Raw genomic sequence first — 21,485 nt, 5'->3', positions numbered from 1 at the left:
TTAAAAAAATAATTAGATTTGCCGACTTGTTAAAAAAATATATAGCATATATAGACTAATAATTACGAACAAATGCAGGGTAAAGGTTTCATTAAATTTATGGCAATACTATTAGGTATTGTCTGTGTGTATTCTCTCTCATTCAACTTCGTCACATCGAAGGTTGAAAAAGACGCAAAAGCTTATGCTAAAGGAGACGTAGAAAAAGAAAAAGCTTATTTAGACTCGATGGCCACTGTGCCGGTTTATCCGCTTTTCGGTTTTAATTATCAGTTCTGTAAAGGAAAAGAAATTAACCTTGGTCTGGACCTTAAAGGTGGTATGAACGTAACGATGGAAATTTCGTTAGGTGAGCTGGTTAAATCTTTAGCCGGAAATACCGATGATGTTAATTTTAACAAAGCTTTGGCTGCTGCACAACAGCGCTTAAATGCTGGCGGTAAAGACTACGTTAGTTTGTTTGTTGACGAGTACGAAAAACTTGCTCCGAACTCACAGCTTGTAGATTTCTTCTCTAACCAGGACAACGCAAAATTGTTAAAGCCTAATGCGAGCAATGCTGAAGTAAAAACCTTCTTATCTAAAGAAGCTACCAGCGCGATCGATCGTTCATTCATCATTATCAGAAGCCGTATTGATGGTTTCGGTGTAGTGAGTCCGAACATGCAGAAACAAGAAGGTACTAACCGTATCCTGATTGAGATGCCAGGTGTGCAAGATAAAGAACGTGTTCACAAACTACTACAAGGTTCTGCTGAGTTACAATTCTGGCAAGTATACCAGAATGAAGAAGTATACCCTGTTTTAGAAAACATCAACAAAACTTTAGCTACTACTTTAAAACATACAACTAAAGATACTTCGTCAGCTGCAGGAGCAAAAGACACTACAGCTAAAGCTGGAAGTAAATTAGCTGGTTTAGCTAAAACTACAGATACTAAAGATTCAGCAAACGTTAAAAATAACGAGCTTGCAAAATCTAATCCATTATTCGCCATATTAAACATCCCTACTTACCAAGGTGAGAATGGTCAGCCTGCATTACGTCCGGGACCAGTTGTTGGATGGGTAGCTCAAAAAGATACTGCTAAAGTAAATGCATTCCTGAAAAGACCAGAAATTGCAGCAATCATTCCTCAGACTTACAAATTCATGTGGAGTGTTAAGCCTGCTGATTTAGGTACGCAAACGCCTAGTAAGATTTTTGAATTGTATGCAATCAAAGTTACTTCTTTAGATGGCAAACCAGATTTAGGTGGTGAAGCGATCAGCGATGCCCGTTCTGATTTCGATCAGCATGGCAAACCTGAGGTTACCATGTACATGACTGGTGACGGTGCTTCAAAATGGAAAAAAATTACCGCTGAAGCTTCTGCAGATGCAAACAATAAAAAAGCAATTGCTATTGTATTAGATAATACAGTTTACTCTGCTCCTACTGTACAAAACGAAATCGCTGGTGGTGTTTCACAAATCACTGGTAACTTTACACAAAACGATACACAAGATTTAGCAAACATCTTAAAGGCTGGTAAATTACCTGCTCCTGCAAGAATCGTTGGTGAATTTGTGGTTGGACCATCATTAGGTGAAGTAGCTATCCATAACGGTTTATTATCGTTTGTACTTGCTTTCGTGGTGATCCTGATCTTCATGGCTGTTTATTATAACAAAGCTGGATGGGTTGCTAACCTTGCATTGGTGATCAACTTATTCTTCATTATGGGAATCCTGGTATCGCTCGGTGCAGTATTAACATTGCCAGGTATCGCAGGTATCGTATTGGTAATCGGTTTATCAGTGGATGCGAACATCCTGATCTTCGAACGTGTTAGGGAAGAACTTACTTTAGGTAAATCTACTCCTGTAGCGATCAAAGAAGGTTTCAAACATGCAATGTCTTCTATCATCGATTCAAACGTTACCGTATTGGTATTGGGTGTTATCCTTTATGTATTCGGTAGTGGTCCGGTTCAAGGTTTTGCTACAACACTTTGTATTGGTATCTTGTCTTCTCTATTCTGTGCAGTATTGATCTCACGTATAGTATTCGAAACTTTATTAGACAAGAAAGTTGACATTACTTTTGGTAACAAATACACCATTCACGCGTTTAAAAACATCGCTTTCAACTTCGTTGGACATAGAAAATTATATTACACGATCTCTGCAGTTATTATTGCTTTAGGTGTTATTTTCTATATTAAAAATGATGGTTTAAACTTAGGTATCGACTTTAAAGGTGGAAGAACTTACATCGTTCACTTTGATAAAGGGATGCATACTGAAGACGTAAAAGCTAAATTAAACTCAGTATTCCCTGAATCAGAAACGATTGTTAAAACTGCTGGTGGTGACAATGAATTAAAAATCACGACTACTTACCACATCACTGATACCGATACTGAAGCTGATAAAATTGTTGAGACGGCATTAAAATCTGGTTTGGATCAAACTGGCGCTAAATATACCATTGAGAGTAACGAGAAAGTTGGTCCGATCATCGCGAGCGACATTCTATACAGTGCTTATGGCGCGATATTGTTCTCATGTTTAGTGATGTTTATCTACATCGTGGTAAGGTTTAAGAAACTAAACTATGGTTTAGGTGCGGTTATCGCTTTGTTCCACGACGTATTACTTGTACTTTCATTCTATACTATTTTAGATGGTGTGCTTCCATTCTCATTAGAGATCGGTCAGGATTTCATCGCAGCTATCTTAACCGTAATGGGTTATACCATGACTGAAACGGTTGTTGTATTCGACAGGATCCGTGAGAAATTAACTGAAGCAGGTAAAGATGATTTACATGGTAAAGAAAAAGAAAACCTAATCAATTTTGCACTAAACAGCACATTGAGTCGTACTATCCTGACTTCATTAACTGTATTCTTCGTATTGTTGGTAATCTTTGTTTTCGGTGGTGCAAGTATCCGCGGATTTATATTTGCCTTGTTAATTGGTCGTATTATCGGTACATACTCATCATTATGTATCTCTACCCCTATCGTATTAGACTTAGGTGAAGCCAACGTAAAAGTTAAAAAGTAAGTAAATTCTTACACATTATAATTAAAGGCATCCTTTTTGGGATGCCTTTTTTGTTTGTTATATATTTTTACTAATCGTTGTTGTAAACATTTACTGAAACCCAATATTATGAACCAACATTTTCCAAAAGGCAGTAAACCAAGAATTGTTATTGTGGGTGGTGGATTTGGTGGGATTGAGCTGACCAAAAAATTAAGCGATGAGCCTGTAGATGTGATGATGCTGGATAAGCACAATTACCATACCTTTCAGCCCTTGCTGTACCAGGTAGCTACTGGAGGCCTGGAGGCCGATTCTATTGCTTTCCCCATACGAAAGATCTTTAAAGGGCAAAAAAACCTGACTTTCAGGGTAACGGAGGTGCATAAGGTCCGCCCTGCCGAGAACACTATTGAAACTTCTATAGGAACCATTGAATACGACTACCTGGTATTGGCAACAGGCTCCACAAGCAATTTCTTCGGGCAGACGGAAATAGAACATAATGCCATGCCCATGAAATCCATCCCTGAAGCACTAAACCTGAGGAGTTTGATTTTACAAAACCTTGAAGCCGCACAAATTGCTGCTGATCCTATGGTAAAGGCACAGATGCTGAACTTTGTAGTGGTTGGTGGCGGACCAACGGGCGTGGAAACAGCAGGTGCTCTGGCCGAACTAAAAAAGCACGTGCTTAAAAATGATTACCCTGACCTGAACATTAACGATGTAAACATATACCTCATTGAGGGCTCACCGGAATTACTGGGCGCCATGTCGGTCCAGTCACAACAAAAATCTGCTGAGTTTTTAACAGAACTGGGCGTAACCATTATGAATAACTCCCGTGTTCAGGCTTACGATGGAAAGATTTTAAGCTTATTGGACGGACAAAAGATTCCTACTTCGACTGTTATTTGGTCGGCCGGCGTAAAAGGTGTAGTATTAGACGGATTAAATACGGAGCATATTGTACGAGGGAACAGACTCAAAGTAAATGAGATCAACCTCGTTGATGGTTACGAAAATATATATGCCATTGGCGATGTGGCAGCCATGGTTACTGAAGAATTTCCAAACGGACACCCGGGCGTTGCTCCTGCTGCTATCCAGCAGGGAAAGCTCCTGGCCAGAAACCTGATCAATATCCTGGAGAAAAAACCGCTTGTTCCTTTTAAATATACCGATAAGGGCACAATGGCTACGGTTGGAAGGAACAGAGCGGTAGTGGATCTTCATAAGATCAGATTTCAGGGTGTATTTGCATGGTTTACCTGGATGTTTGTACATTTGATGACGCTGGTAGGCTTTAGAAATAAACTGGTGGTATTTGTAAACTGGGTATGGAGCTATTTTAGCTACGACAGAGGTACCAGGTTGATTATCCGCCCATATTTTAAAGAAAACAGCATAGACAAAGAGTTAGAAAACATATGACAGCACAAAAACCGGTTAAACTGATTGAATGTCCGAGAGACGCCATGCAGGGTATACACGATTTTATTGATACAGACCTGAAGGCCGCTTATATTAATTTATTGCTTCAGGTAGGTTTTGACACGATAGATTTTGGCAGTTTTGTTTCACCGAAAGCCATTCCGCAACTGCGGGATACAGCGGAGGTTTTGTCGAAACTCGACTTAAGCAATACACAATCAAAACTATTGGCCATTGTAGCCAATTTAAGAGGTGCAGAGGAAGCCGCTTCGCATCCGCAGATCAGTTACCTTGGTTTCCCTTTTTCTATCTCAGAAACGTTCCAGCAACGAAATACCAATTCAAGTATAGCACAATCCCTGGATACCGTAAAAAACTTACTGGAAATATGCGACCGTACCAATAAAACTGCAGTGATTTATCTTTCTATGGGCTTTGGAAATCCTTACGGAGATGAATGGAATACAGAAATTGTAGAAAGATGGGCAGATGAACTGGTTGGTCATGGCGCTAAGATCCTTGCCTTATCCGACACCACAGGTGTATCTACTCCTGAAAAGATAAAAGAGATTGTACCACCGCTGATTAAACGATTTGAAAGCCCCGAGCTTGGCGTTGAGATTGGTCTGCATTTGCACAGTACGCCTTATACCCGATTTGAAAAAATAGAAGCGGCTTACGAAAGTGGTTGCAGGCGCTATGATAGCGCTTTAAAAGGTTTTGGTGGCTGTCCGATGGCTGCAGACGATTTAACGGGCAATATGGCTACGGAAGACCTGATCAGTTATTTAAATAGTAAAGACGAACCTTTAGGCTTGAATATGGAAAAATGGCAGGAGGCGGTTGCCTACGCTGCCAAAGTATTCTTGTAACCAGTTAATTATGCCTTCTTAACCATTTTAAAGTGCTGTATTCCGGCTTCATCAAATTGTTCTCCTTCGGATATAAAACCAAATCGGGCATATAGTGGCATGGCTGTTATTTGAGCATTCAGATAAATATAATCTGCATTTTCCGGTAAATCAGCCAGAGCTGCTGCTACCAGAGCCTGCCCTATTCTTTTCCCTCTAAACTCTTTTAATACAGCAAAGCGTTCCAGTTTATATCCATGGTCGGTTTTGCGCCAGCGGCAGGCACCACAGGCTTCGCCATTCATTTCAGCAAGAAAGTGAATGGATACGTCTTCATTTTCCCATTCCAGTTCAGGCGGACAGTTTTGCTCTTCTACAAAAACCGTTTTCCTTATCTCAAATACCTTTTCCAGTTCTTCTTTATTTTTGGTCTTCTTTACCCGCAATTCTTCCATGTCTCTTTAATTTAATTTTAATTTCGTGTATCTCTTCGGCAGCATCTATGGAGTGCGAAGAATGAATATTGCTTTCTTTTTTAGCCAGATTAGCCAATGTTACATAAAATTTATGAAGCTGGTCGAGCTCTGTTTCGGTGAGGTCTTCAATATCTACCATCCTGTTACTGGCCCTTTCATGGGCAGCAATCAATTCATTCAGTTTTAGCTGAATGGCCTTGCCATCTTTGTTTTGCGCTTTTTGAATTAAAAAAACCATCAGGAATGTAATGATGGTTGTTCCCGTATTGATCACCAGCTGCCAGGTTTCCGAATAGTTAAAAAATGGTCCTGTAAGTGCCCATAGGATCACAATAGCAGTAGCACCCAGAAAGGCAGGTGAACTTCCCGTAAATCTGGTTGCTGCATTGGCAAAACGTTCAAATAAACTATAGGTTGTCTTCTTCTTTCTCATAATTCAGCATATGTATTTCTAAGTTCATCATTATTTGCGCAACTACCTAATACATATAAAAAAAGGGCTATACCATGATGGTATAGCCCTTTTTATCAATTTTAAGCGAAATTATAATTTATCGCTTGCGTTTGTACAGTTCAAATCCTCGAAAGCCTGAGTTAAACGTTTAACAAATTGCTCTTCGCCTTTACGTAACCAAACGCGTGGATCATAGTACTTTTTATTTGGCTTATCATCACCATCAGGGTTACCGATTTGTGCTTGAAGATAAGCTTCATTAGCTTTATAATAGTCCAGGATACCTTCCCACATTGCCCATTGCATATCTGTATCGATATTCATTTTGATAGCGCCGTAAGAAATAGCTTCTCTGATCTCTTCCTGAGAAGAACCAGAACCACCATGGAATACAAAGTTGATTGGTTTTTCAGCAGTAAGGTTAAATTTCTCTTTGATATAGTCCTGAGAGTTTTTAAGGATTACCGGCTGTAATTTAACGTTACCTGGTTTATATACACCATGAACGTTACCAAATGCAGCAGCTACAGTAAATTTATCACTTACTTTACTCAGTTCTTCGTAAGCATAAGCTACTTCAGAAGGTTGTGTATATAATTTTGAGCTATCCACATCGCTGTTATCTACTCCATCTTCCTCGCCACCGGTAACACCCAGCTCGATTTCGATAGTCATGCCCATTTTAGCCATACGCGCTAAATATTTAGCCGAGATCTCCATGTTTTCTTCGATAGATTCTTCCGAAAGATCAAGCATGTGAGAAGAAAATAGTGGTTTACCATGCTCTGCAAAGAATTTCTCGCCGTGGTCTAGCAATCCATCAATCCATGGTAATAATTTTTTAGCAGCATGATCGGTGTGCAATACAACTGCTACACCATAATGCTCTGCAAGTAAATGAACGTGTTTAGCAGCCGATACAGCACCTAATACACATGCATTTAAATTATCATTGTTTAATGTTTTTCCTGCATAAAACTGCGCACCTCCGTTTGATAACTGAATCATAACAGGTGAATTAACTGCTTTTGCAGTTTCCATAACTGCATTGATGGTGTTGGTGCCTGTAACATTTACCGCTGGTAAAGCAAATTGATGTTTTTTAGCCTGCTCAAATAACTCCTGAACAGCATCTCCGTAAATTACGCCTTTATAGCCTTTTAAACTCATTATTTTTGATTTTAGATATGCCCGAAGTTATGAAAAATATCAATCTGGCCAAATCAAAATACCTTAAACTGTTCTAATTTTTTTTTGTTTCTTTGTACTCGCATTTTTCAACAAATAACATGGCTTGGTTTAAGAGAGAAAAAAAAGGTATCAGTACGTTAACGGAAGAAAAAAAAGAGGCACCAGATGGTTTATGGAATAAGTGCCCTAATTGCAAGAAAGCGTTACACAGTGCAGACCTTGAAGAAAATAAATATGTTTGCCAATACTGCAGCTATCATTTGCGTGTTGGGTCTAAAGAGTACTTTCAGGTATTATTTGACGACAATCAGTTTACAGAACTGTTTCCAAATTTAACATCGGGCGACCCGTTAAATTTCACTGACAGTAAACCTTATACCGATAGATTGGTAGAAAGCATGGCCAAAACAGGTCTAAAAGATGCTATAAGGGCTGCTCATGGTAAAATAGAAGGTGAAGACCTTGTTGTGGCCTGTATGGACTTCAATTTCATTGGCGGTTCAATGGGTTCCGTAGTAGGTGAAAAGATTGCCCGTTCTATTGATTACAGCATTAAACACAAAATCCCTTTCCTGATGATTTCAAAATCAGGTGGTGCAAGGATGATGGAGGCTGCATTTTCATTGATGCAGATGGCTAAAACTTCGGCAAAGCTCGCTTTGTTGAGTCAGGCTAAAATCCCGTACATTTCCTTACTAACCGACCCAACCACAGGTGGTGTTACCGCTTCTTACGCTATGCTGGGTGATATTAACATTGCTGAACCGGGTTCATTAATCGGTTTTGCAGGTCCAAGGGTAATTAAAGAAACCATTAAAAAGGATTTACCTAAAGGTTTCCAGACTGCAGAGTTTGTTCTGGAACACGGATTCCTTGATTTTATTGTTGACAGAAGAGCGATGAAAGCTAAACTGGCAACATTTATCAAGATGATGAAGAACTAAAAGGAAAAATTACAGATATAAAAAAAGGGCTTGTTTTAACACAAGCCCTTTTTTTATATCTCTATCCCGGAATAGTTCCTGGTTCGTGCCCCGACCCGAGTGGTCTGTTCCTTCTTCTTGGTCTTATCACGAAATCATTCCTACCCAAGTCAAAAACGGAGGAAGTATCTCCGCTATTTAATTCTGTGTCACTGATGAGCTCTTTGGTTTCTTTGTAAACAGTTTTTCTGTGTGCTTTTCCACCCTCATCTTTTTTCTCCTTTTTCATAATCAAAAACATTTATGGTAAGAAACTCTGTTTTCTGTACCTTAAAAACAATCTTGATATATGTTCTGTTTTAAAATTTTAAACATTTACGTTCTGATCTACGATTTGCTTTACTTTTTCTACAACAAAATCTAATTCCTCTTTAGTATTGTATTTACTGAATGAGAAACGTACAGAGGGTCTGTTCGCATCAGCGCCTATACCATTAAGTACATGAGAACCGATGTTAGAACCCGATGAGCATGCACTACCTCCAGAAGCAGAGATACCGTTGATGTCCAGGTTAAACAACAACATATCGGCCATTTCCATTGCCGGGAATGAAACGTTCAACACGGTATATAAACTTTTATCAGCATCAGTTTCTCCGTTAAAAGAAATGTCTGCAATCTCTTTACTCAACTTATCTTTTAAATAGGTTTTCAGCTCCTGAATATGGCTCTGGTGTTGCTCCATTTCAGCATAAGCAATTTCAAGTGCCTTTGCCAAACCAACAATTCCGTATACGTTTTCTGTTCCACCGCGCATGTTACGCTCCTGTGCACCACCCAAAATCATCGGACTGATTTTAACGCTATGGTTTACAAACAGGAAACCAACGCCTTTAGGTCCGTGTAATTTATGAGCAGCACATACAATAAATTGCGCTTTCAGCTTTCTTACATCATGAACATAGTGTCCCATGGTTTGCACGGTATCACAGTGGTAAATTGCATTGTAAGCTTCACAGATATCTCCCACCCTTTCTATATCTGTTAAAGTACCCAACTCATTGTTGGCGTGCATTAACGATACGAAGGTACGCTCATTGTTTTTAAGTAATTCTTCCAGATGGTTGTAGTCAACATTACCTTTTTCATCAATATTTACAAAGCTCAACTTATCGATTACACCTTCCTTTAACAGCATGTTTAAGGTATGCTCTACAGCATGATGCTCTATCTTAGAGGTGATGGCATGTTTGATTTTATAAGCAGCAATACCACAACGAATGGCTGTATTATCAGCTTCAGTACCTCCTGAAGTAAAAAATATCTCTGCAGGTGTAGCATTTAATATTCCGGCAACAGTTTTTCTGGCTTTCTCAATTAAAGTACGTACCTCACGGCCCTGAGCATGAATTGAAGACGGATTTCCATAATAATTGTTCATTACATGAACCATCTCAGCTACTACTTCCTTATCTATGGGTGTAGTTGCAGCATTATCTAGATAAATTCTTTCCATTTCTCCTTAATTCAGTTTTAATATTTCCTTGATGTCTGAAATGATCTTCGCAGCAAGATTTTCGGCAACCGTTTCGGTTCCTGCCTCGCTGTAGATACGAATGATCGGCTCTGTGTTCGATCTGCGCAAATGCACCCATTCTTTATCAAATTCAATTTTCAACCCATCGATGGTACTGTTTGGCTGATCTTTATATCTCTCCTGCACTTTGATCAATAATGCGTCAATATCCATTTCTGGAGTTAAGGTGATTTTATTTTTTGAAATGTTGTATTCAGGATAACTTTTGCGCAACTGAGAAATAGACTTTCCGAACTTGGCAAGGTGCGTTAAAAATAAGGCAATACCCACTAAAGCATCGCGACCATAATGTAACTCAGGATAAATGATACCACCATTACCTTCACCACCAATAACGGCATTTGTAGCTTTCATCTTGTTCACTACATTCACCTCGCCTACTGCTGATGCGTGATATTCGCCACCAGCATGCTCAGTTACATCTCTTAGGGCCCTTGTAGATGACAGGTTGGATACTGTATTTCCAGGGTTGTGTTTAAGGATATAATCAGCAACAGCTACCAGGGTGTACTCTTCACCAAACATTTCACCGTCTTCGCATACAAAACATAAACGATCCACATCCGGATCGACTACAATACCCAAATCGGCATTTTTACTTTGCACGAGCTTAGCAATTTCCGTCAGGTTTTCAGGAAGTGGCTCAGGGTTATGCGGGAAGTGACCATTTGGCTCACAGTACAGTTCATGGATAGTTTCTACACCTAATGCTTTCAATAAAGCAGGCACAAATATCCCTCCTGTAGAGTTTACACAGTCGATAGCCACTTTAAAATTAGCCTTTTTAATAGCTTCAACGTCCACCAATGGCAAAGCCAGGATCACGTCGATGTGTTTTTGTAAATAGGTATCGTTGGTAATTACTTTACCCAGACTGTCAACATCAGCAAATTCAAATTCGGACTTTTCAGCGATCTCCAGCACTTCTTTTCCATCTGCATCGCTAATAAATTCACCTTTATCGTTGAGTAGTTTCAGGGCATTCCATTGTTTTGGGTTATGGCTTGCGGTTAAAATGATACCGCCACCTGCCTGTTCCATTGGAACGGCAATTTCTACAGTTGGGGTGGTGGATAAACCAAGGTCTATGACCTCAATTCCCAGCCCTTGCAGGGTACCAATAACCAGATTATTAACCATTTCACCCGAAATACGGGCGTCGCGACCAAGGACAATCTTTTTAATGTTGGTTCTGTTGATTACCCAGGAGCCATAGGCTGCCGTGAATTTTACAATATCGAGAGGAGTTAGTCCGTTGCCGGCAATGCCGCCAATAGTACCCCTAATGCCGGAGATAGATTTTATTAGTGTCAAGTTTTTCAGTTTTCTTCAAAAATAAGAAAAAATCACTGAACCAATTATTTAACTTTAATCATTATTACAGTAAATACAACTAAATTGCATTTATCTGTCAAATAATCTTGCCGCTTGCAAGCCAAACACTATATTTGTCAATCTAAAAGTTATTCTATGCAACGCAAATGGTTTCAATATTGGTTCAACTCTCCCTATTATCACATTCTATATAGTCAGCGTGATGATGCGGAAGCAGAATTCCTGATTGACAACCTATCGGCTTATTTAAAGCCCACCACAGAATCAAGAATTCTTGATATTGCCTGCGGTCGCGGCCGACATGCGGTATACCTGAACAAAAAGGGTTATGATGTAACAGGAATTGATCTTTCGGAGCAAAGCATTAAGTACGCGCAGCAGTTTGAGCAGAAACACCTTCATTTTTTTGTTCATGACATGCGTAAATTGTCCTTTATCAATTACTTTGATATTGCATTGAACCTTTTTACCAGCTTTGGGTATTTTGACACGGAGAAAGATCATGTGAATGCTTTAAAATCCTTCAGAAAAAGTTTAAAGCCAGACGGAACATTGGTTATCGACTATTTCAACACGCAAAAGATCATTAAAAATCTTGCTCCTAAGGAAAGCAAAACTGTTGAAGGCATAGAGTTTCAACTGAGTAAGTTCGTGGCCAATGGAAAGATCATCAAGCACATCAATTTTGAACACCGCGATAAGTCGTACGCCTTTGAAGAGCGTGTACAGGCTTTTGACCGTGCTGATTTTGAACGAATGCTGACCAAGAGTGGTTTACGCATTACAGCCACATTTGGCAGCTATTCCCTGGAAGAATTTGATGAGATCAAATCAGACCGTTTGATATTAATCTGCAAGAAGGCATGATAGAGAGCTTACAGCAATTTGATGTAGCGCTGTTTTTAAAGATCCACAGGGGTATGGGCAATCCATTCTTTGATTGGTTGCTTCCTTTGATGCGAAACAGGTATTTCTGGGCTCCTCTTTATCTGTTCATCATTATTTTTTGCTTCATTGAATACAAAAAAAAGGGTGCCTATATCATAGGGATGCTATTGGTTACTTTTGCGATGGGCGATTTGATTGCTTCACGGCTGATTAAACCTTTTGTTACAAGGCTCAGACCATGCAACGAACCTGGTCTTGCCGACGAGATCATCCACAGGGTGGGTTGCGGCAGCGGTTATAGTTTCCCATCGGCCCATGCTACCAATCATTTTGCCATTGCCGTATTCCTTATTTTCGTTTTTTACGACAAGTGGAAGCCTATTTTACCAATAGCTTTATTCTGGGCATTTATCATTTCGTTTTCTCAAATCTACGTTGGGGTTCACTACCCTATCGACACTATGGTTGGTGCTCTGCTTGGCACTACGATAGGCTTAATTACCTCAAAAATTTATAGAAAAATACAACCACAATTATAATGGAAATCTGGAAATTACTCATTTTATTTTTCAGTGCTTTTTTAGGGGGCACAGCGATCTTTTTAGTTAAGAGCGACAAATCTCAATTGCTAAAATTGATTCTTTCCTTTAGTGGCGCTTACTTGTTTGCCATTACTGTATTGCACTTAATACCTGAAGCTTATAGTGGTCACGACCATGGTGACATCGGCATATTTATTTTAATAGGTTTCTTACTTCAAATCCTGTTGGAGCAATTTTCGGAAGGTGTTGAGCATGGTCATATCCACAAACACAACGAAAACAAAGCGTTCCCTTATGGCATCATGATCAGTTTATGTCTGCATGCATTTCTAGAGGGAATGCCATTGGCTAAGGATCAGCACAACGCATTGATCTACGGTATTGCGCTACATCATATTCCGGCAGCTTTTGCGCTTGCCAGTATCCTTTTACAAAGCCATTTTAACAGAAACAGCGTCATCTTTTACATCAGTATTTTTGCCATTATGGCGCCGCTTGGCTTTTACGTAAGCTACGGATTAAGCACCGGAAGTATTGGTGGTGTTGAAGTGTATTTCAATAAGATTATGGGTATTGTGATTGGTATATTTTTACATATCTCTACCACCATCCTATTCGAATCGAGCGTTGATCATAAAGTAAGCAAGCGTAAAATGATTGCGGTATTGAGCGGTGTGGCTATAGCCCTGATAGGTTTTTATACTTCAGGCGGTGGCCACAGCCACGCGCACTAGCCCCTCATTTTATCCAGCAGGCTGTTTAATAGCCCTGCTTCTTCTTCTGTTAGATTAGATTCAATCATGGCCGAGAGTCGTACTTCTTCATCCATCTGCTCAAGAAGGTCTAGCCCTTTTTGGGAGATAAGAATGTCTACTGCTCTTTTATCGTGCGAATTTACATTCTTTACCACGAGCTCTTTTTGAACCAGGCGATCAACAATCCTTGAGGCGTCGCACATTTTATCCAGCATCCTGGATTTTAACAGGTTGATGGTTGATGCGTTGGGGTACTGTCCTCTTAATATCCTCAATATATTGAACTGTTGAGGGGTGATATCATAAGGTAAAATGACTTTCTTTAAGCCATCATTACACCATCCATAAGTATACAATACATTTACTATTGCTTGCTGGTGAATGCTCTCAAATCGGGATGTTTGTGTTGCTTTTTGCAGGTCCATCTTACGTTCCTTTATTTATCTTTTTCGGGCTTCTTATTCTTTTGTTTGCCAAAACCCCATGGGCAATGTTTACATTTATTTTTACAGCAATACCCCCGCTTAAGGTGGTAAGCTTCGGTAAAAACCATTAAACCATCATCATTAAAATAATAGTCTTCTCCCTCTTTCATCAATCAAGTGACTTAACAACCAAACTGGCCTCGAAATGGTTTTTTAATTCTGCACCACTTCCGTGATTTGTCCACACTTGTGTAGGTTTTACCTGCTTTATGGTCTCCATAATATCGTTCCAATCCACATGATCAGAGATGTACAATTGAATTTCGTGACTGTTCTGCAGGTGTTTCCATCCTGTAGCAAATACTCTGATTACATTAATAGCTTTAAAATAACTCCTAAATACCATCGGTGGTACCAGATAAACCATATTGGTAAGGTTATTCTTCATTACTTTACGATCGTAAGGTTCGTATTTACCCATGTTGACACCCATTTGTTCATATATTTTTACAAAAGGCAACATGCTATGGTGTACCAGTATCCTTTTATCCGGACAATAGTCATTCATTAAGCTAATTAATCGCTGACATTTACCCAGGGCATAAGCTCCCAGCATGATGTTGGTTTGCGTACCGTTTAATTTAAGTATTTCCTCTTCTGCTGTCGGATGTTGGGTGTTCGGGTCGGCAAAAGTAGTTTCGGTAATGAGTACATCTGCCTGTACAAATTCGATAGGCTCGCAGGTCTTGTCGGGCTGCAACTTATAATCTCCCGTATAAAGGTATTTAACGCCTTGATATTCCATTAAAACCTGCGCAGAGCCAAGTATATGCCCCGCAGGGATAAAGCTGATCTTAACGCCATTAAGATCAAATATTTCATAAAAAGTTTTCAGATGAAATTCTCCACCGGCAAACTTTCTGTAGCGATGTTTCATAAAGAGGGCGGTCGCTTCCGTACAAAATACATTCAGGTTGCCTCCTATGGCATGATCGCCATGTGCGTGAGAGATTACTGCATTCTTTACTATTTCTTTGGGGTCTAAATAAAAATCCCCGTAACTACAAAACAAGCCTGTTTTTGTAAGTACAATAAAATCATCTAATATCATTAATGCATATTTAGAAACATCTGATTTAATCTGATCACCTGAATGATCAATGAATCTGTTTCATTATTATAAATTGTATAGTCGGCCAGTTTTATTTTTTCTTCATCAGACATCTGCTTGTCCATTCTGGCCTTAACCTGTTCTGCTGTTACTCCATCCCGTTGTATTACGCGTTGTAATCTGATTTCCTCGGGAGCAATCACCAGTATATTTTTATCGCACATCCGGTACGATCCGCTTTCAAACAAGAGTGCTGCTTCCTTAAGGATAAACGGAACAGAAGCTGGTATATCCTTTACCCAGTTGTCGAACGCCCTGAATACCGCAGGATGCACCAGTTCATTTAATTTAGCTAGTTTATTCGCATCATTAAATACAATTGCTGCAATGTGTTTGTTATTTAAAGCTCCGTTATTGGTATAGCTTTCCTTTCCAAAGGCATCTTTCACACCTTTAACCAGAATCTCATCGGTAATCATGATTTGCTTAGCTACTGTATCGGCATAAAAAACAGGAATACCCAGTGTTTCAAACACCTTACAAACTGTGGTCTTGCCACTCCCTATTCCACCTGTGATTCCTATCTTCAGCATTATTTTTCGATAATAAAGTCAAGTTTACCCGGCTCAATCTGTAACAGCTTACAAAAATCCGGGAACCGAACAACTTTCACTCTTAGTCTATTGTGGTTAAGTTTTTTCCAGTCATTCAAATCTACCACAGCCTCAATAAAGTCTTCATTTACCTGGCTATATTTTGAAAGCGCTACCAAAAAGGTAATTTTCACCTTACGAGGATACAACTTAACGTTATAATATTCCTGGTTATTGATAACCTTTACAGGTACTTCAAGTACTTTTTCTGTGAATTCATCTATGGGCACTTTCACTTCTACACTAGCTGGGAAAATGCTGACATTCTTCAACTTGCTTTGCATCATCCCTACCATATTTTTAGTGGTATATTGAATATCATCAAGCTTTAATGAATCTGTTTTCCACTCTTTAATCTTATCCAGCTCCTGCTCAGGACCGGATATGGTTACATAATCAGGATTGATTTCAATAGGATTTGAAACCCCATATTGTTTTACAAAGTTAAGTTCCGAAATCAGTCTGACAGGCACCTTTTTAATCGTTTTCTCTGAGAAATCAAAATATAGCGTATCGGGTTTAACAGATATGATCTTCTGGGAGGTTTCCAGCTGATTATTCACATTATACAACTGCTCTGAAAAGAGGATAAAATTCCTGTTGTTTAGTTTTTCAAGACTGATAGCGATAGACTGGGGCTGAATCCTTAATCGGGAAAAGAGCAACTGCCATCCGGTACCTTCCACCTGAAGATCAACCGTATCAGATTGCAAAGGATGGAAAGCCTTTTTTTGAGGGATGTTATTGTATTTTAAAACCGTTTTAACCGTATATGGATACTTATTATTTAAAGCCATAAATAACCATGCTGCAATTGCTATCAGCAAACAGGTGATCAAAACGAGGATACGTTTTCGCTCTATTTTTGTGAGTTTGATAAACGGCATTGCTGTAAAAATACAAATAATCTGCTAGTATGACGATTGCATAAATATAAAAGCCTGCACCATAAATATGATGCAGGCTTTTATAAATAAATTTACAGAAAATTACGCTTTTGGTGCTTCTTCTGTTTTAGGAGCAACGGCTTTAGTTGCATCTAAAGATACTGCAGTTTTATCGAAACGGATTTTAGTACCACCTTCTACTTCGATAAGGAAAGTAGTGTCATTCATATCAGCGATGCGACCATGAATACCTGCTGTAGTAACGATTTTATCACCTTTCTTTAAAGCTTCAACCATTTTCTTAAGGTCTTTTGCTTTTTTAACCTGAGGTCTGATCATGAAGAAGTAAAAAACTACCATGATTAAAACCATAGGAATTAAAGTGCTTAACATACCGCCCTGAGCTTGCAAAATTACTGTTGATATCATATCTTATTTTATAAATGTTTCTTAATTAGTTTGTTCTTTAACTTCTCCTGTTAAATGTAGGCTAGCAATATGAGGTTGTGCATTTGAAGTAACTGTAATTACTTTATCCTGCATGCCTATTTTACCATTGCTATCAAATACTACTTTGATTTCTCCTTCTTCACCTGGTTTAACAGGCTCTTTTGGTATTTCAGGTACAGTACACCCGCAGGTTGCTGTAGCATTTAGAATGATCAGAGGGCTTTTACCTACATTTTTAAATTTGTAGCTATAGGCAACCTTTTCTCCCTGAGTTATTTTACCAAAATCGTAAGTTCCGCTTTCAAAGTTCATTACCGCTGCTTCACCGGATGCCGGAACAGATGATTCGGCATTTACTCCTGTAAGCATATCGTGATTACTTACTGATTTATCGTTTTTTGCTTCATTTTGGCATGCTGCAAATGAAATAGCAACCATAGCCAGTACAAAGATTTTCTTCATATCTCTATTCTTCAATTAATCCACGACCGATTTTATGTATGCTGTCGGTCCTTTTCAGGTCTCCTAAAATTTTATCCAAGATACCGTTAATAAATGAATTACTTTTCGGAGTACTGTAATCTTTTGATAGATCCAGGTATTCGTTAATTGTTACTTTAACAGGTATTGAAGGGAAGTTCATTAGCTCACAGATGGCCATTTTCATTAAAATGGTATCCATTACCGCGATACGCTCTGACTCCCAGTTTTTAGTTCTTTCTGCGATCAGGTCCTGATACTCCTTGTTGTTTTTAAGGGTATAGACAAACAGGTCTTGTACAAACTTGCTATCTTCTTCCCAATCCTGACTGATTGGTGTCAGTTTATTTTTGAATGGATCTTCTGAAGTAAAGTTTTTGATGGTTTTAGCCACCATACCTTGCATCACTTCCTTATCTACCGACCAGTTGATGAATTTATCTTCAAATGCCTGGATGATGTTATGACTCTTAAGGATGATTTTTCTGAAGATGAATTTGATGATCGTTTTTGATTCTTCAAGATCGTTATTTTCATCCGCCAGGTATGCTGCATATTCAGGTGTACCTTTTAGGGTATTAAAAATAGCTTTTACAAATTCCGGATCGGACATCCAGTTGATTCTGTACTTGTGGATCGCCGCAAGATATTCAGGATTCTGTTTTAGGGTAACCGCGAATTTGTTGTTTAACAACTTCATATTCGGGTTCAGATCGTCTGCAGTAGGCAGGTGTTTGTTAGAGCGCTCAATAGCGTCTATACCTGTATACTCTGTAGTTTCTACTAACAGTGAAAGCATGCCAATGTACATTTCGTACACATCGTCAATACTTTGCATTAACGCCTTCTTCGCGGACGTTAGATCTCTTTTGTCTGTCATTTGCCATGCAAAAATATTTTGCAAAGCTTTAATTCTTAAGTGCCTTCTGTTTAACATGAATGTAAGAACGAGTGGTAAATTACCTGGTGATTAAAATGATGATTTTATTTTCTTGATGTCTAATATTCTCTTTTCAGCAATACGGTTCGCTGCCCATATTGTTGGTATATTATCTGCCTTCGACATTTTAATAACGTCTCTGGTAGCATTGTAAATATTCTCTGTTAATTGCATGGTACGCTTTTTACCAAATCCGGTAAGTTCTGAGTAACAGCTGATCAAACCACCTGCATTGATTAAATAATCCGGTGCAAACAGGATGCCTTTGTCTAACAACAGCTGTCCGTGTATATTTTCATCGGCAAGCTGGTTATTTGCAGAACCTGCGATAATGGCAAACTTCATTTTATTAATGGTTTTGTCATTCACTGTAGCTCCTAATGCACATGGCGCATAAATATCTGCATCAATACCGAAGATCTTATCGGCACTGATTGGTTTTGCTTTATAGGTACGTGCTACATGCTGCATCCTTTCCTCATTGATGTCGCTGATGTAAACTTCTACATTCTCCGCTCTCAGTAAAGCGACCAGGTGTTCCCCTACATTACCTATCCCTTGTACCACAACAGAACGTCCGGCAAGCATATCTGTTCCAAAAACTTCCTTAACGCAAGCCTTAATACCAAGGTATACTCCTTTTGCAGTTGTTGGCGCAGGATTACCAGTACCACCCAATGATTCAGGAACACCAGTTACATGATTGGTTTCCATACGGATATACTCCATATCTTTGGTTGTCGTACCTAAATCCTCAGCGGTAATGAATTCACCATTTAGATTTTTGATAAACTTACCATAGCTACGCATCATGGCTTCAGACTTCCCTTTATGAGAATCACCAATGATTACGGCTTTACCCCCACCTAAATTTAAGCCTGTAATAGAGGCCTTGTAGGTCATGGCGCTTGATAGCCTCAATACGTCTTGTAATGCTTCCGCTTCGGTAGCATAGCTCCACATACGGGTTCCGCCTAAGGCAGGGCCTAAAGTTGTATCGTGAATCGCAATAATTGCTTTTAAACCGGTATCGGGATCATTACAATAAATTACCTTCTTGTGCCCTGAAGCACTTAACTGATCTAAAACTGAATTCACGATAGAGCTATTACCAGACATATAATTTTGTTTATCAGATAAGTCGCAAAACTAGCATAAAAAAACATTATTTACATTGTTTTAACCAAAGAGTTTAAAAAAAACAGGTGGATTTGGATAACTTTACACCATAATGAAACACCTGCGTTTTTTAAACAAATACTTCTATAAATATAAATGGTGGATTATCCCAGGGGTTTTCTTTGTGATCATCTCCAACATTTTCGGTGTGATCCCTGCACAGGTGATCGGGCATGCCTTTAACCTCATTACAGAAAACATCCAGATATATGGCCTGTTTAATGGATTTGAGCGTTCTTCTATCGTATACGACATCTTCAGTACCAGTCTTTTTTACTTTGGATTACTGGTGCTTGTATTGTACTTATTGAGAGGCTTGTTCTTGTTTTTTATGCGGCAAACGATCATTTTAATGTCGAGACACATTGAGTTCGACATGAAGAATGAGATCTATGCACATTATCAGAAACTGAGCCTTGGCTTTTACCGAAGGAACAATACCGGCGACCTGATGAACCGGGCAACTGAAGATGTAAACAGGGTTCGAATGTATGTTGGCCCGGCCATTATGTATACTATAAATACAGCAGTATTATTTGTATTGGTTATTTACGCCATGTTCAGGGTAAATGCTACACTGGCCATCTGGTGTTTGCTTCCTCTTCCCATATTGGTGGTGATCATCTATTTTGTTAATACCATGATCAACCAAAAGAGTGAACAGATACAAGAACAACTCTCCAAACTATCCAGCTTTGTGCAGGAAAGGTTCTCAGGAATCAGGGTGATCAAATCCTATGTAAGGGAGGATTATACACAAAAAATATTTGCAGCTGAAAGTCAGGGTTACAAAGACAATGCGATGGGTTTGGTTAAGGTTCAGGCCCTGTTCTACCCCACCATGCTCTTGCTCGTAGGTTTAAGCACCATTTTAACTATTTACATTGGTGGTATACAAGTGATCGACGGTTCGATCACGCCAGGTAATATTGCTGAGTTTATCGTTTATGTGAATCAACTGACCTTCCCGGTTTCTATGCTGGGTTGGGTTACCACTTTAATTCAACGTGCTGCAGCTTCGCAAAAGCGGATCAATGAGTTTTTACAATTGCAGCCGGATATCGTTTCCAGAAACATAGAAATCCCTCAGCTTAATGGTAATATAAAATTCGAGCATGTTAACTTTGTTTACCCGGATACGGGCATTCAAGCGCTAAAAGATGTGAGTTTTGAGATTGAGCAGGGACAATTTGTGGCCATTATCGGTCGGACAGGTTCAGGAAAATCTACGCTTGCCAATTTAATCATGCGCATGTATGATGCAAACAATGGGGAGATTACTGTTGATGGGGCTAAACTGGATGGGCTCAATTTAAATAATTACAGGAGTCAGATTGGTTTTGTGCCACAGGAAGTTTTCCTTTTTTCTGACACGATTAAAAATAACATCGCCTTTGGCCTGGATCAGGTTACTGATCATGAAATTAATACCGCAGCGAAAAATGCGGCTGTTTACCATAATATTATTGATTTTGAGCTGAAGTTTGAAACCATGCTTGGTGAAAGGGGTATTACACTTTCGGGTGGACAAAAACAACGGGTTTCTATCGCGAGGGCTTTAATTAAGGAACCACGTATGCTGATCTTTGATGACTGCCTTTCTGCTGTTGACACACGGACTGAAGAGGAAATCCTGAACAACCTGAGCAGGGTGATGAAAGGCAAAACGAGTATCTTAATTGCACACCGGATTTCGACCATCAAAAATGCGGATAAGATTATTGTGCTGGACCATGGCCGCATTATTGAGCAAGGCAATCATACTCAGCTACTGGAACTTGATGGCGCTTATGCGGAAATGTACCGTAATCAATTATTAGAAGAAGAACGGCAAACTAATTAATTTCATTTTGAACTTTAATAATTATTAGTTTATAT

The 21,485-nt window shown here is 39.2% G+C and carries 23 protein-coding genes; 8 read left to right on the top strand and 15 right to left on the bottom strand.

Annotated elements, in window-relative coordinates; genetic code table 11:
- Positions 1-72 precede the first annotated feature (72 nt).
- The 3 genes from secDF to B9A18_RS02500 all read left to right on the top strand — a co-directional run bounded on the left by secDF (position 73) and on the right by B9A18_RS02500 (position 5,342).
- Positions 73-3,054: a protein translocase subunit SecDF gene (gene secDF, locus B9A18_RS02510; RefSeq protein ID WP_084287083.1), complete on the top strand. Its 2,982-nt coding sequence runs from the start codon at positions 73-75 to the stop codon at positions 3,052-3,054.
- A 108-nt stretch (positions 3,055-3,162) separates the two neighbouring features.
- Entirely contained in the window at positions 3,163-4,470 is a 1,308-nt protein-coding gene (locus B9A18_RS02505; RefSeq protein WP_084287082.1) for an NAD(P)/FAD-dependent oxidoreductase, read from the top strand.
- Positions 4,467-5,342 (top strand): hydroxymethylglutaryl-CoA lyase, encoded by an 876-nt coding sequence (locus tag B9A18_RS02500; protein ID WP_084287081.1) that lies wholly within the window; start codon positions 4,467-4,469, stop codon positions 5,340-5,342. Before B9A18_RS02505 ends, B9A18_RS02500 begins: the two co-directional genes overlap by 4 nt.
- An 8-nt stretch (positions 5,343-5,350) precedes the next feature.
- Here B9A18_RS02500 and B9A18_RS02495 read toward each other — a convergent pair whose 3' ends face one another.
- The 3 genes from B9A18_RS02495 to fbaA form a co-directional block, all read right to left on the bottom strand.
- Positions 5,351-5,776 (bottom strand): GNAT family N-acetyltransferase, encoded by a 426-nt coding sequence (locus tag B9A18_RS02495; RefSeq protein WP_084287080.1) that lies wholly within the window; start codon positions 5,774-5,776, stop codon positions 5,351-5,353.
- On the bottom strand, positions 5,742-6,230 hold the full coding sequence (locus B9A18_RS02490; RefSeq protein WP_084287079.1) for a low affinity iron permease family protein: 489 nt from the start codon (positions 6,228-6,230) through the stop codon (positions 5,742-5,744). Before B9A18_RS02490 ends, B9A18_RS02495 begins: the two co-directional genes overlap by 35 nt.
- A gap of 111 nt (positions 6,231-6,341) precedes the next feature.
- On the bottom strand, positions 6,342-7,421 hold the full coding sequence (gene fbaA / locus B9A18_RS02485; RefSeq protein WP_084287078.1) for a class II fructose-bisphosphate aldolase: 1,080 nt from the start codon (positions 7,419-7,421) through the stop codon (positions 6,342-6,344).
- Positions 7,422-7,540: 119 nt separating this feature from the next.
- On the opposite strand from fbaA, the gene accD reads away from it, so the two are divergent.
- Entirely contained in the window at positions 7,541-8,386 is an 846-nt protein-coding gene (accD, locus tag B9A18_RS02480; RefSeq protein ID WP_084287077.1) for an acetyl-CoA carboxylase, carboxyltransferase subunit beta, read from the top strand.
- 61 nt (positions 8,387-8,447) lie between these two features.
- Here accD and B9A18_RS02475 read toward each other — a convergent pair whose 3' ends face one another.
- From B9A18_RS02475 to glmM, 3 genes are all read right to left on the bottom strand, one after another.
- Positions 8,448-8,654, bottom strand: coding sequence for a hypothetical protein (locus B9A18_RS02475; protein ID WP_144009375.1), 207 nt, complete (start codon positions 8,652-8,654; stop codon positions 8,448-8,450).
- 78 nt (positions 8,655-8,732) lie between these two features.
- The gene (locus B9A18_RS02470; protein WP_084287075.1) at positions 8,733-9,881 is read right to left on the bottom strand and encodes a cysteine desulfurase family protein; all 1,149 of its coding nucleotides are present in this window, start codon (positions 9,879-9,881) and stop codon (positions 8,733-8,735) included.
- A 6-nt stretch (positions 9,882-9,887) separates the two neighbouring features.
- On the bottom strand, positions 9,888-11,276 hold the full coding sequence (glmM, locus tag B9A18_RS02465) for a phosphoglucosamine mutase (protein ID WP_084287074.1): 1,389 nt from the start codon (positions 11,274-11,276) through the stop codon (positions 9,888-9,890).
- A 156-nt stretch (positions 11,277-11,432) separates the two neighbouring features.
- Between glmM and B9A18_RS02460 the strand changes: the two genes are divergently transcribed.
- Genes B9A18_RS02460 through B9A18_RS02450 form a run of 3 tightly spaced genes read left to right on the top strand, consistent with a single transcriptional unit; the run spans position 11,433 to position 13,461 of the window.
- On the top strand, positions 11,433-12,164 hold the full coding sequence (locus B9A18_RS02460) for a class I SAM-dependent methyltransferase (protein WP_084287073.1): 732 nt from the start codon (positions 11,433-11,435) through the stop codon (positions 12,162-12,164).
- On the top strand, positions 12,161-12,724 hold the full coding sequence (locus B9A18_RS02455) for a phosphatase PAP2 family protein (protein ID WP_084287072.1): 564 nt from the start codon (positions 12,161-12,163) through the stop codon (positions 12,722-12,724). Before B9A18_RS02460 ends, B9A18_RS02455 begins: the two co-directional genes overlap by 4 nt.
- Positions 12,724-13,461 (top strand): ZIP family metal transporter, encoded by a 738-nt coding sequence (locus B9A18_RS02450; RefSeq protein ID WP_084287071.1) that lies wholly within the window; start codon positions 12,724-12,726, stop codon positions 13,459-13,461. Before B9A18_RS02455 ends, B9A18_RS02450 begins: the two co-directional genes overlap by 1 nt.
- Here the strand turns inward: B9A18_RS02450 and B9A18_RS02445 are convergent.
- The 9 genes from B9A18_RS02445 to B9A18_RS02410 form a co-directional block, all read right to left on the bottom strand.
- Positions 13,458-13,907, bottom strand: coding sequence for a MarR family winged helix-turn-helix transcriptional regulator (locus tag B9A18_RS02445; RefSeq protein ID WP_084287070.1), 450 nt, complete (start codon positions 13,905-13,907; stop codon positions 13,458-13,460). The genes B9A18_RS02450 and B9A18_RS02445 overlap by 4 nt on opposite strands.
- An 11-nt stretch (positions 13,908-13,918) precedes the next feature.
- The gene (locus B9A18_RS25120) at positions 13,919-14,077 is read right to left on the bottom strand and encodes a C1orf53 family protein (RefSeq protein WP_159452587.1); all 159 of its coding nucleotides are present in this window, start codon (positions 14,075-14,077) and stop codon (positions 13,919-13,921) included.
- The gene (locus tag B9A18_RS02440; protein ID WP_084287069.1) at positions 14,077-15,018 is read right to left on the bottom strand and encodes an MBL fold metallo-hydrolase; all 942 of its coding nucleotides are present in this window, start codon (positions 15,016-15,018) and stop codon (positions 14,077-14,079) included. Before B9A18_RS02440 ends, B9A18_RS25120 begins: the two co-directional genes overlap by 1 nt.
- Positions 15,018-15,611: a dephospho-CoA kinase gene (coaE, locus tag B9A18_RS02435; protein ID WP_084287068.1), complete on the bottom strand. Its 594-nt coding sequence runs from the start codon at positions 15,609-15,611 to the stop codon at positions 15,018-15,020. The genes B9A18_RS02440 and coaE overlap by 1 nt, the downstream gene beginning before the upstream one ends.
- Entirely contained in the window at positions 15,611-16,558 is a 948-nt protein-coding gene (locus tag B9A18_RS02430; RefSeq protein WP_084287067.1) for a CdaR family protein, read from the bottom strand. Before B9A18_RS02430 ends, coaE begins: the two co-directional genes overlap by 1 nt.
- A 102-nt stretch (positions 16,559-16,660) precedes the next feature.
- Positions 16,661-16,987 carry a preprotein translocase subunit YajC gene (gene yajC / locus B9A18_RS02425; protein ID WP_084287066.1) on the bottom strand — a complete coding sequence of 109 codons (327 nt, stop codon included), beginning with the start codon at positions 16,985-16,987 and terminating at the stop codon, positions 16,661-16,663.
- A gap of 21 nt (positions 16,988-17,008) precedes the next feature.
- A complete protein-coding gene (locus B9A18_RS02420; protein ID WP_084287065.1) occupies positions 17,009-17,470 on the bottom strand; it encodes a DUF1573 domain-containing protein in 462 nt (153 codons plus the stop codon).
- Positions 17,471-17,474: 4 nt separating this feature from the next.
- On the bottom strand, positions 17,475-18,368 hold the full coding sequence (gene nusB / locus B9A18_RS02415) for a transcription antitermination factor NusB (RefSeq protein ID WP_235005215.1): 894 nt from the start codon (positions 18,366-18,368) through the stop codon (positions 17,475-17,477).
- A 90-nt stretch (positions 18,369-18,458) separates the two neighbouring features.
- Positions 18,459-19,547, bottom strand: a complete 1,089-nt coding sequence (locus tag B9A18_RS02410; protein WP_084287063.1) for a Glu/Leu/Phe/Val family dehydrogenase — start codon at positions 19,545-19,547, stop codon at positions 18,459-18,461.
- A 112-nt stretch (positions 19,548-19,659) separates the two neighbouring features.
- Here B9A18_RS02410 and B9A18_RS02405 point away from each other — a divergent pair, with 112 nt between their 5' ends.
- Positions 19,660-21,450 (top strand): ABC transporter ATP-binding protein, encoded by a 1,791-nt coding sequence (locus tag B9A18_RS02405; protein ID WP_084287062.1) that lies wholly within the window; start codon positions 19,660-19,662, stop codon positions 21,448-21,450.
- The last annotated feature ends 35 nt before the right edge of the window (positions 21,451-21,485 follow it).

Origin of the sequence: Pedobacter nyackensis (genome assembly GCF_900176505.1) — a bacterium.
Classification (GTDB): Bacteria; Bacteroidota; Bacteroidia; order Sphingobacteriales; family Sphingobacteriaceae; genus Pedobacter; species Pedobacter nyackensis.
This window is presented reverse-complemented; position numbering and strand designations above follow the sequence as displayed.

Bases quoted from the DNA above. Each gene is read 5' to 3' on its own strand.
- secDF (WP_084287083.1), top strand. From the start codon at position 73: ATGCAGGGTAAAGGTTTCATTAAATTTATGGCAATACTATTAGGTATT.
- B9A18_RS02505 (WP_084287082.1), top strand. From the start codon at position 3,163: ATGAACCAACATTTTCCAAAAGGCAGTAAACCAAGAATTGTTATTGTG.
- B9A18_RS02500 (WP_084287081.1), top strand. From the start codon at position 4,467: ATGACAGCACAAAAACCGGTTAAACTGATTGAATGTCCGAGAGACGCC.
- B9A18_RS02495 (WP_084287080.1), bottom strand. From the start codon at position 5,776: ATGGAAGAATTGCGGGTAAAGAAGACCAAAAATAAAGAAGAACTGGAA.
- B9A18_RS02490 (WP_084287079.1), bottom strand. From the start codon at position 6,230: ATGAGAAAGAAGAAGACAACCTATAGTTTATTTGAACGTTTTGCCAAT.
- fbaA (WP_084287078.1), bottom strand. From the start codon at position 7,421: ATGAGTTTAAAAGGCTATAAAGGCGTAATTTACGGAGATGCTGTTCAG.
- accD (WP_084287077.1), top strand. From the start codon at position 7,541: ATGGCTTGGTTTAAGAGAGAAAAAAAAGGTATCAGTACGTTAACGGAA.
- B9A18_RS02475 (WP_144009375.1), bottom strand. From the start codon at position 8,654: ATGAAAAAGGAGAAAAAAGATGAGGGTGGAAAAGCACACAGAAAAACT.
- B9A18_RS02470 (WP_084287075.1), bottom strand. From the start codon at position 9,881: ATGGAAAGAATTTATCTAGATAATGCTGCAACTACACCCATAGATAAG.
- B9A18_RS02460 (WP_084287073.1), top strand. From the start codon at position 11,433: ATGCAACGCAAATGGTTTCAATATTGGTTCAACTCTCCCTATTATCAC.
- B9A18_RS02455 (WP_084287072.1), top strand. From the start codon at position 12,161: ATGATAGAGAGCTTACAGCAATTTGATGTAGCGCTGTTTTTAAAGATC.
- B9A18_RS02450 (WP_084287071.1), top strand. From the start codon at position 12,724: ATGGAAATCTGGAAATTACTCATTTTATTTTTCAGTGCTTTTTTAGGG.
- B9A18_RS02445 (WP_084287070.1), bottom strand. From the start codon at position 13,907: ATGGACCTGCAAAAAGCAACACAAACATCCCGATTTGAGAGCATTCAC.
- B9A18_RS25120 (WP_159452587.1), bottom strand. From the start codon at position 14,077: ATGAAAGAGGGAGAAGACTATTATTTTAATGATGATGGTTTAATGGTT.
- B9A18_RS02440 (WP_084287069.1), bottom strand. From the start codon at position 15,018: ATGATATTAGATGATTTTATTGTACTTACAAAAACAGGCTTGTTTTGT.
- coaE (WP_084287068.1), bottom strand. From the start codon at position 15,611: ATGCTGAAGATAGGAATCACAGGTGGAATAGGGAGTGGCAAGACCACA.
- B9A18_RS02430 (WP_084287067.1), bottom strand. From the start codon at position 16,558: ATGCCGTTTATCAAACTCACAAAAATAGAGCGAAAACGTATCCTCGTT.
- yajC (WP_084287066.1), bottom strand. From the start codon at position 16,987: ATGATATCAACAGTAATTTTGCAAGCTCAGGGCGGTATGTTAAGCACT.
- B9A18_RS02420 (WP_084287065.1), bottom strand. From the start codon at position 17,470: ATGAAGAAAATCTTTGTACTGGCTATGGTTGCTATTTCATTTGCAGCA.
- nusB (WP_235005215.1), bottom strand. From the start codon at position 18,368: ATGACAGACAAAAGAGATCTAACGTCCGCGAAGAAGGCGTTAATGCAA.
- B9A18_RS02410 (WP_084287063.1), bottom strand. From the start codon at position 19,547: ATGTCTGGTAATAGCTCTATCGTGAATTCAGTTTTAGATCAGTTAAGT.
- B9A18_RS02405 (WP_084287062.1), top strand. From the start codon at position 19,660: ATGAAACACCTGCGTTTTTTAAACAAATACTTCTATAAATATAAATGG.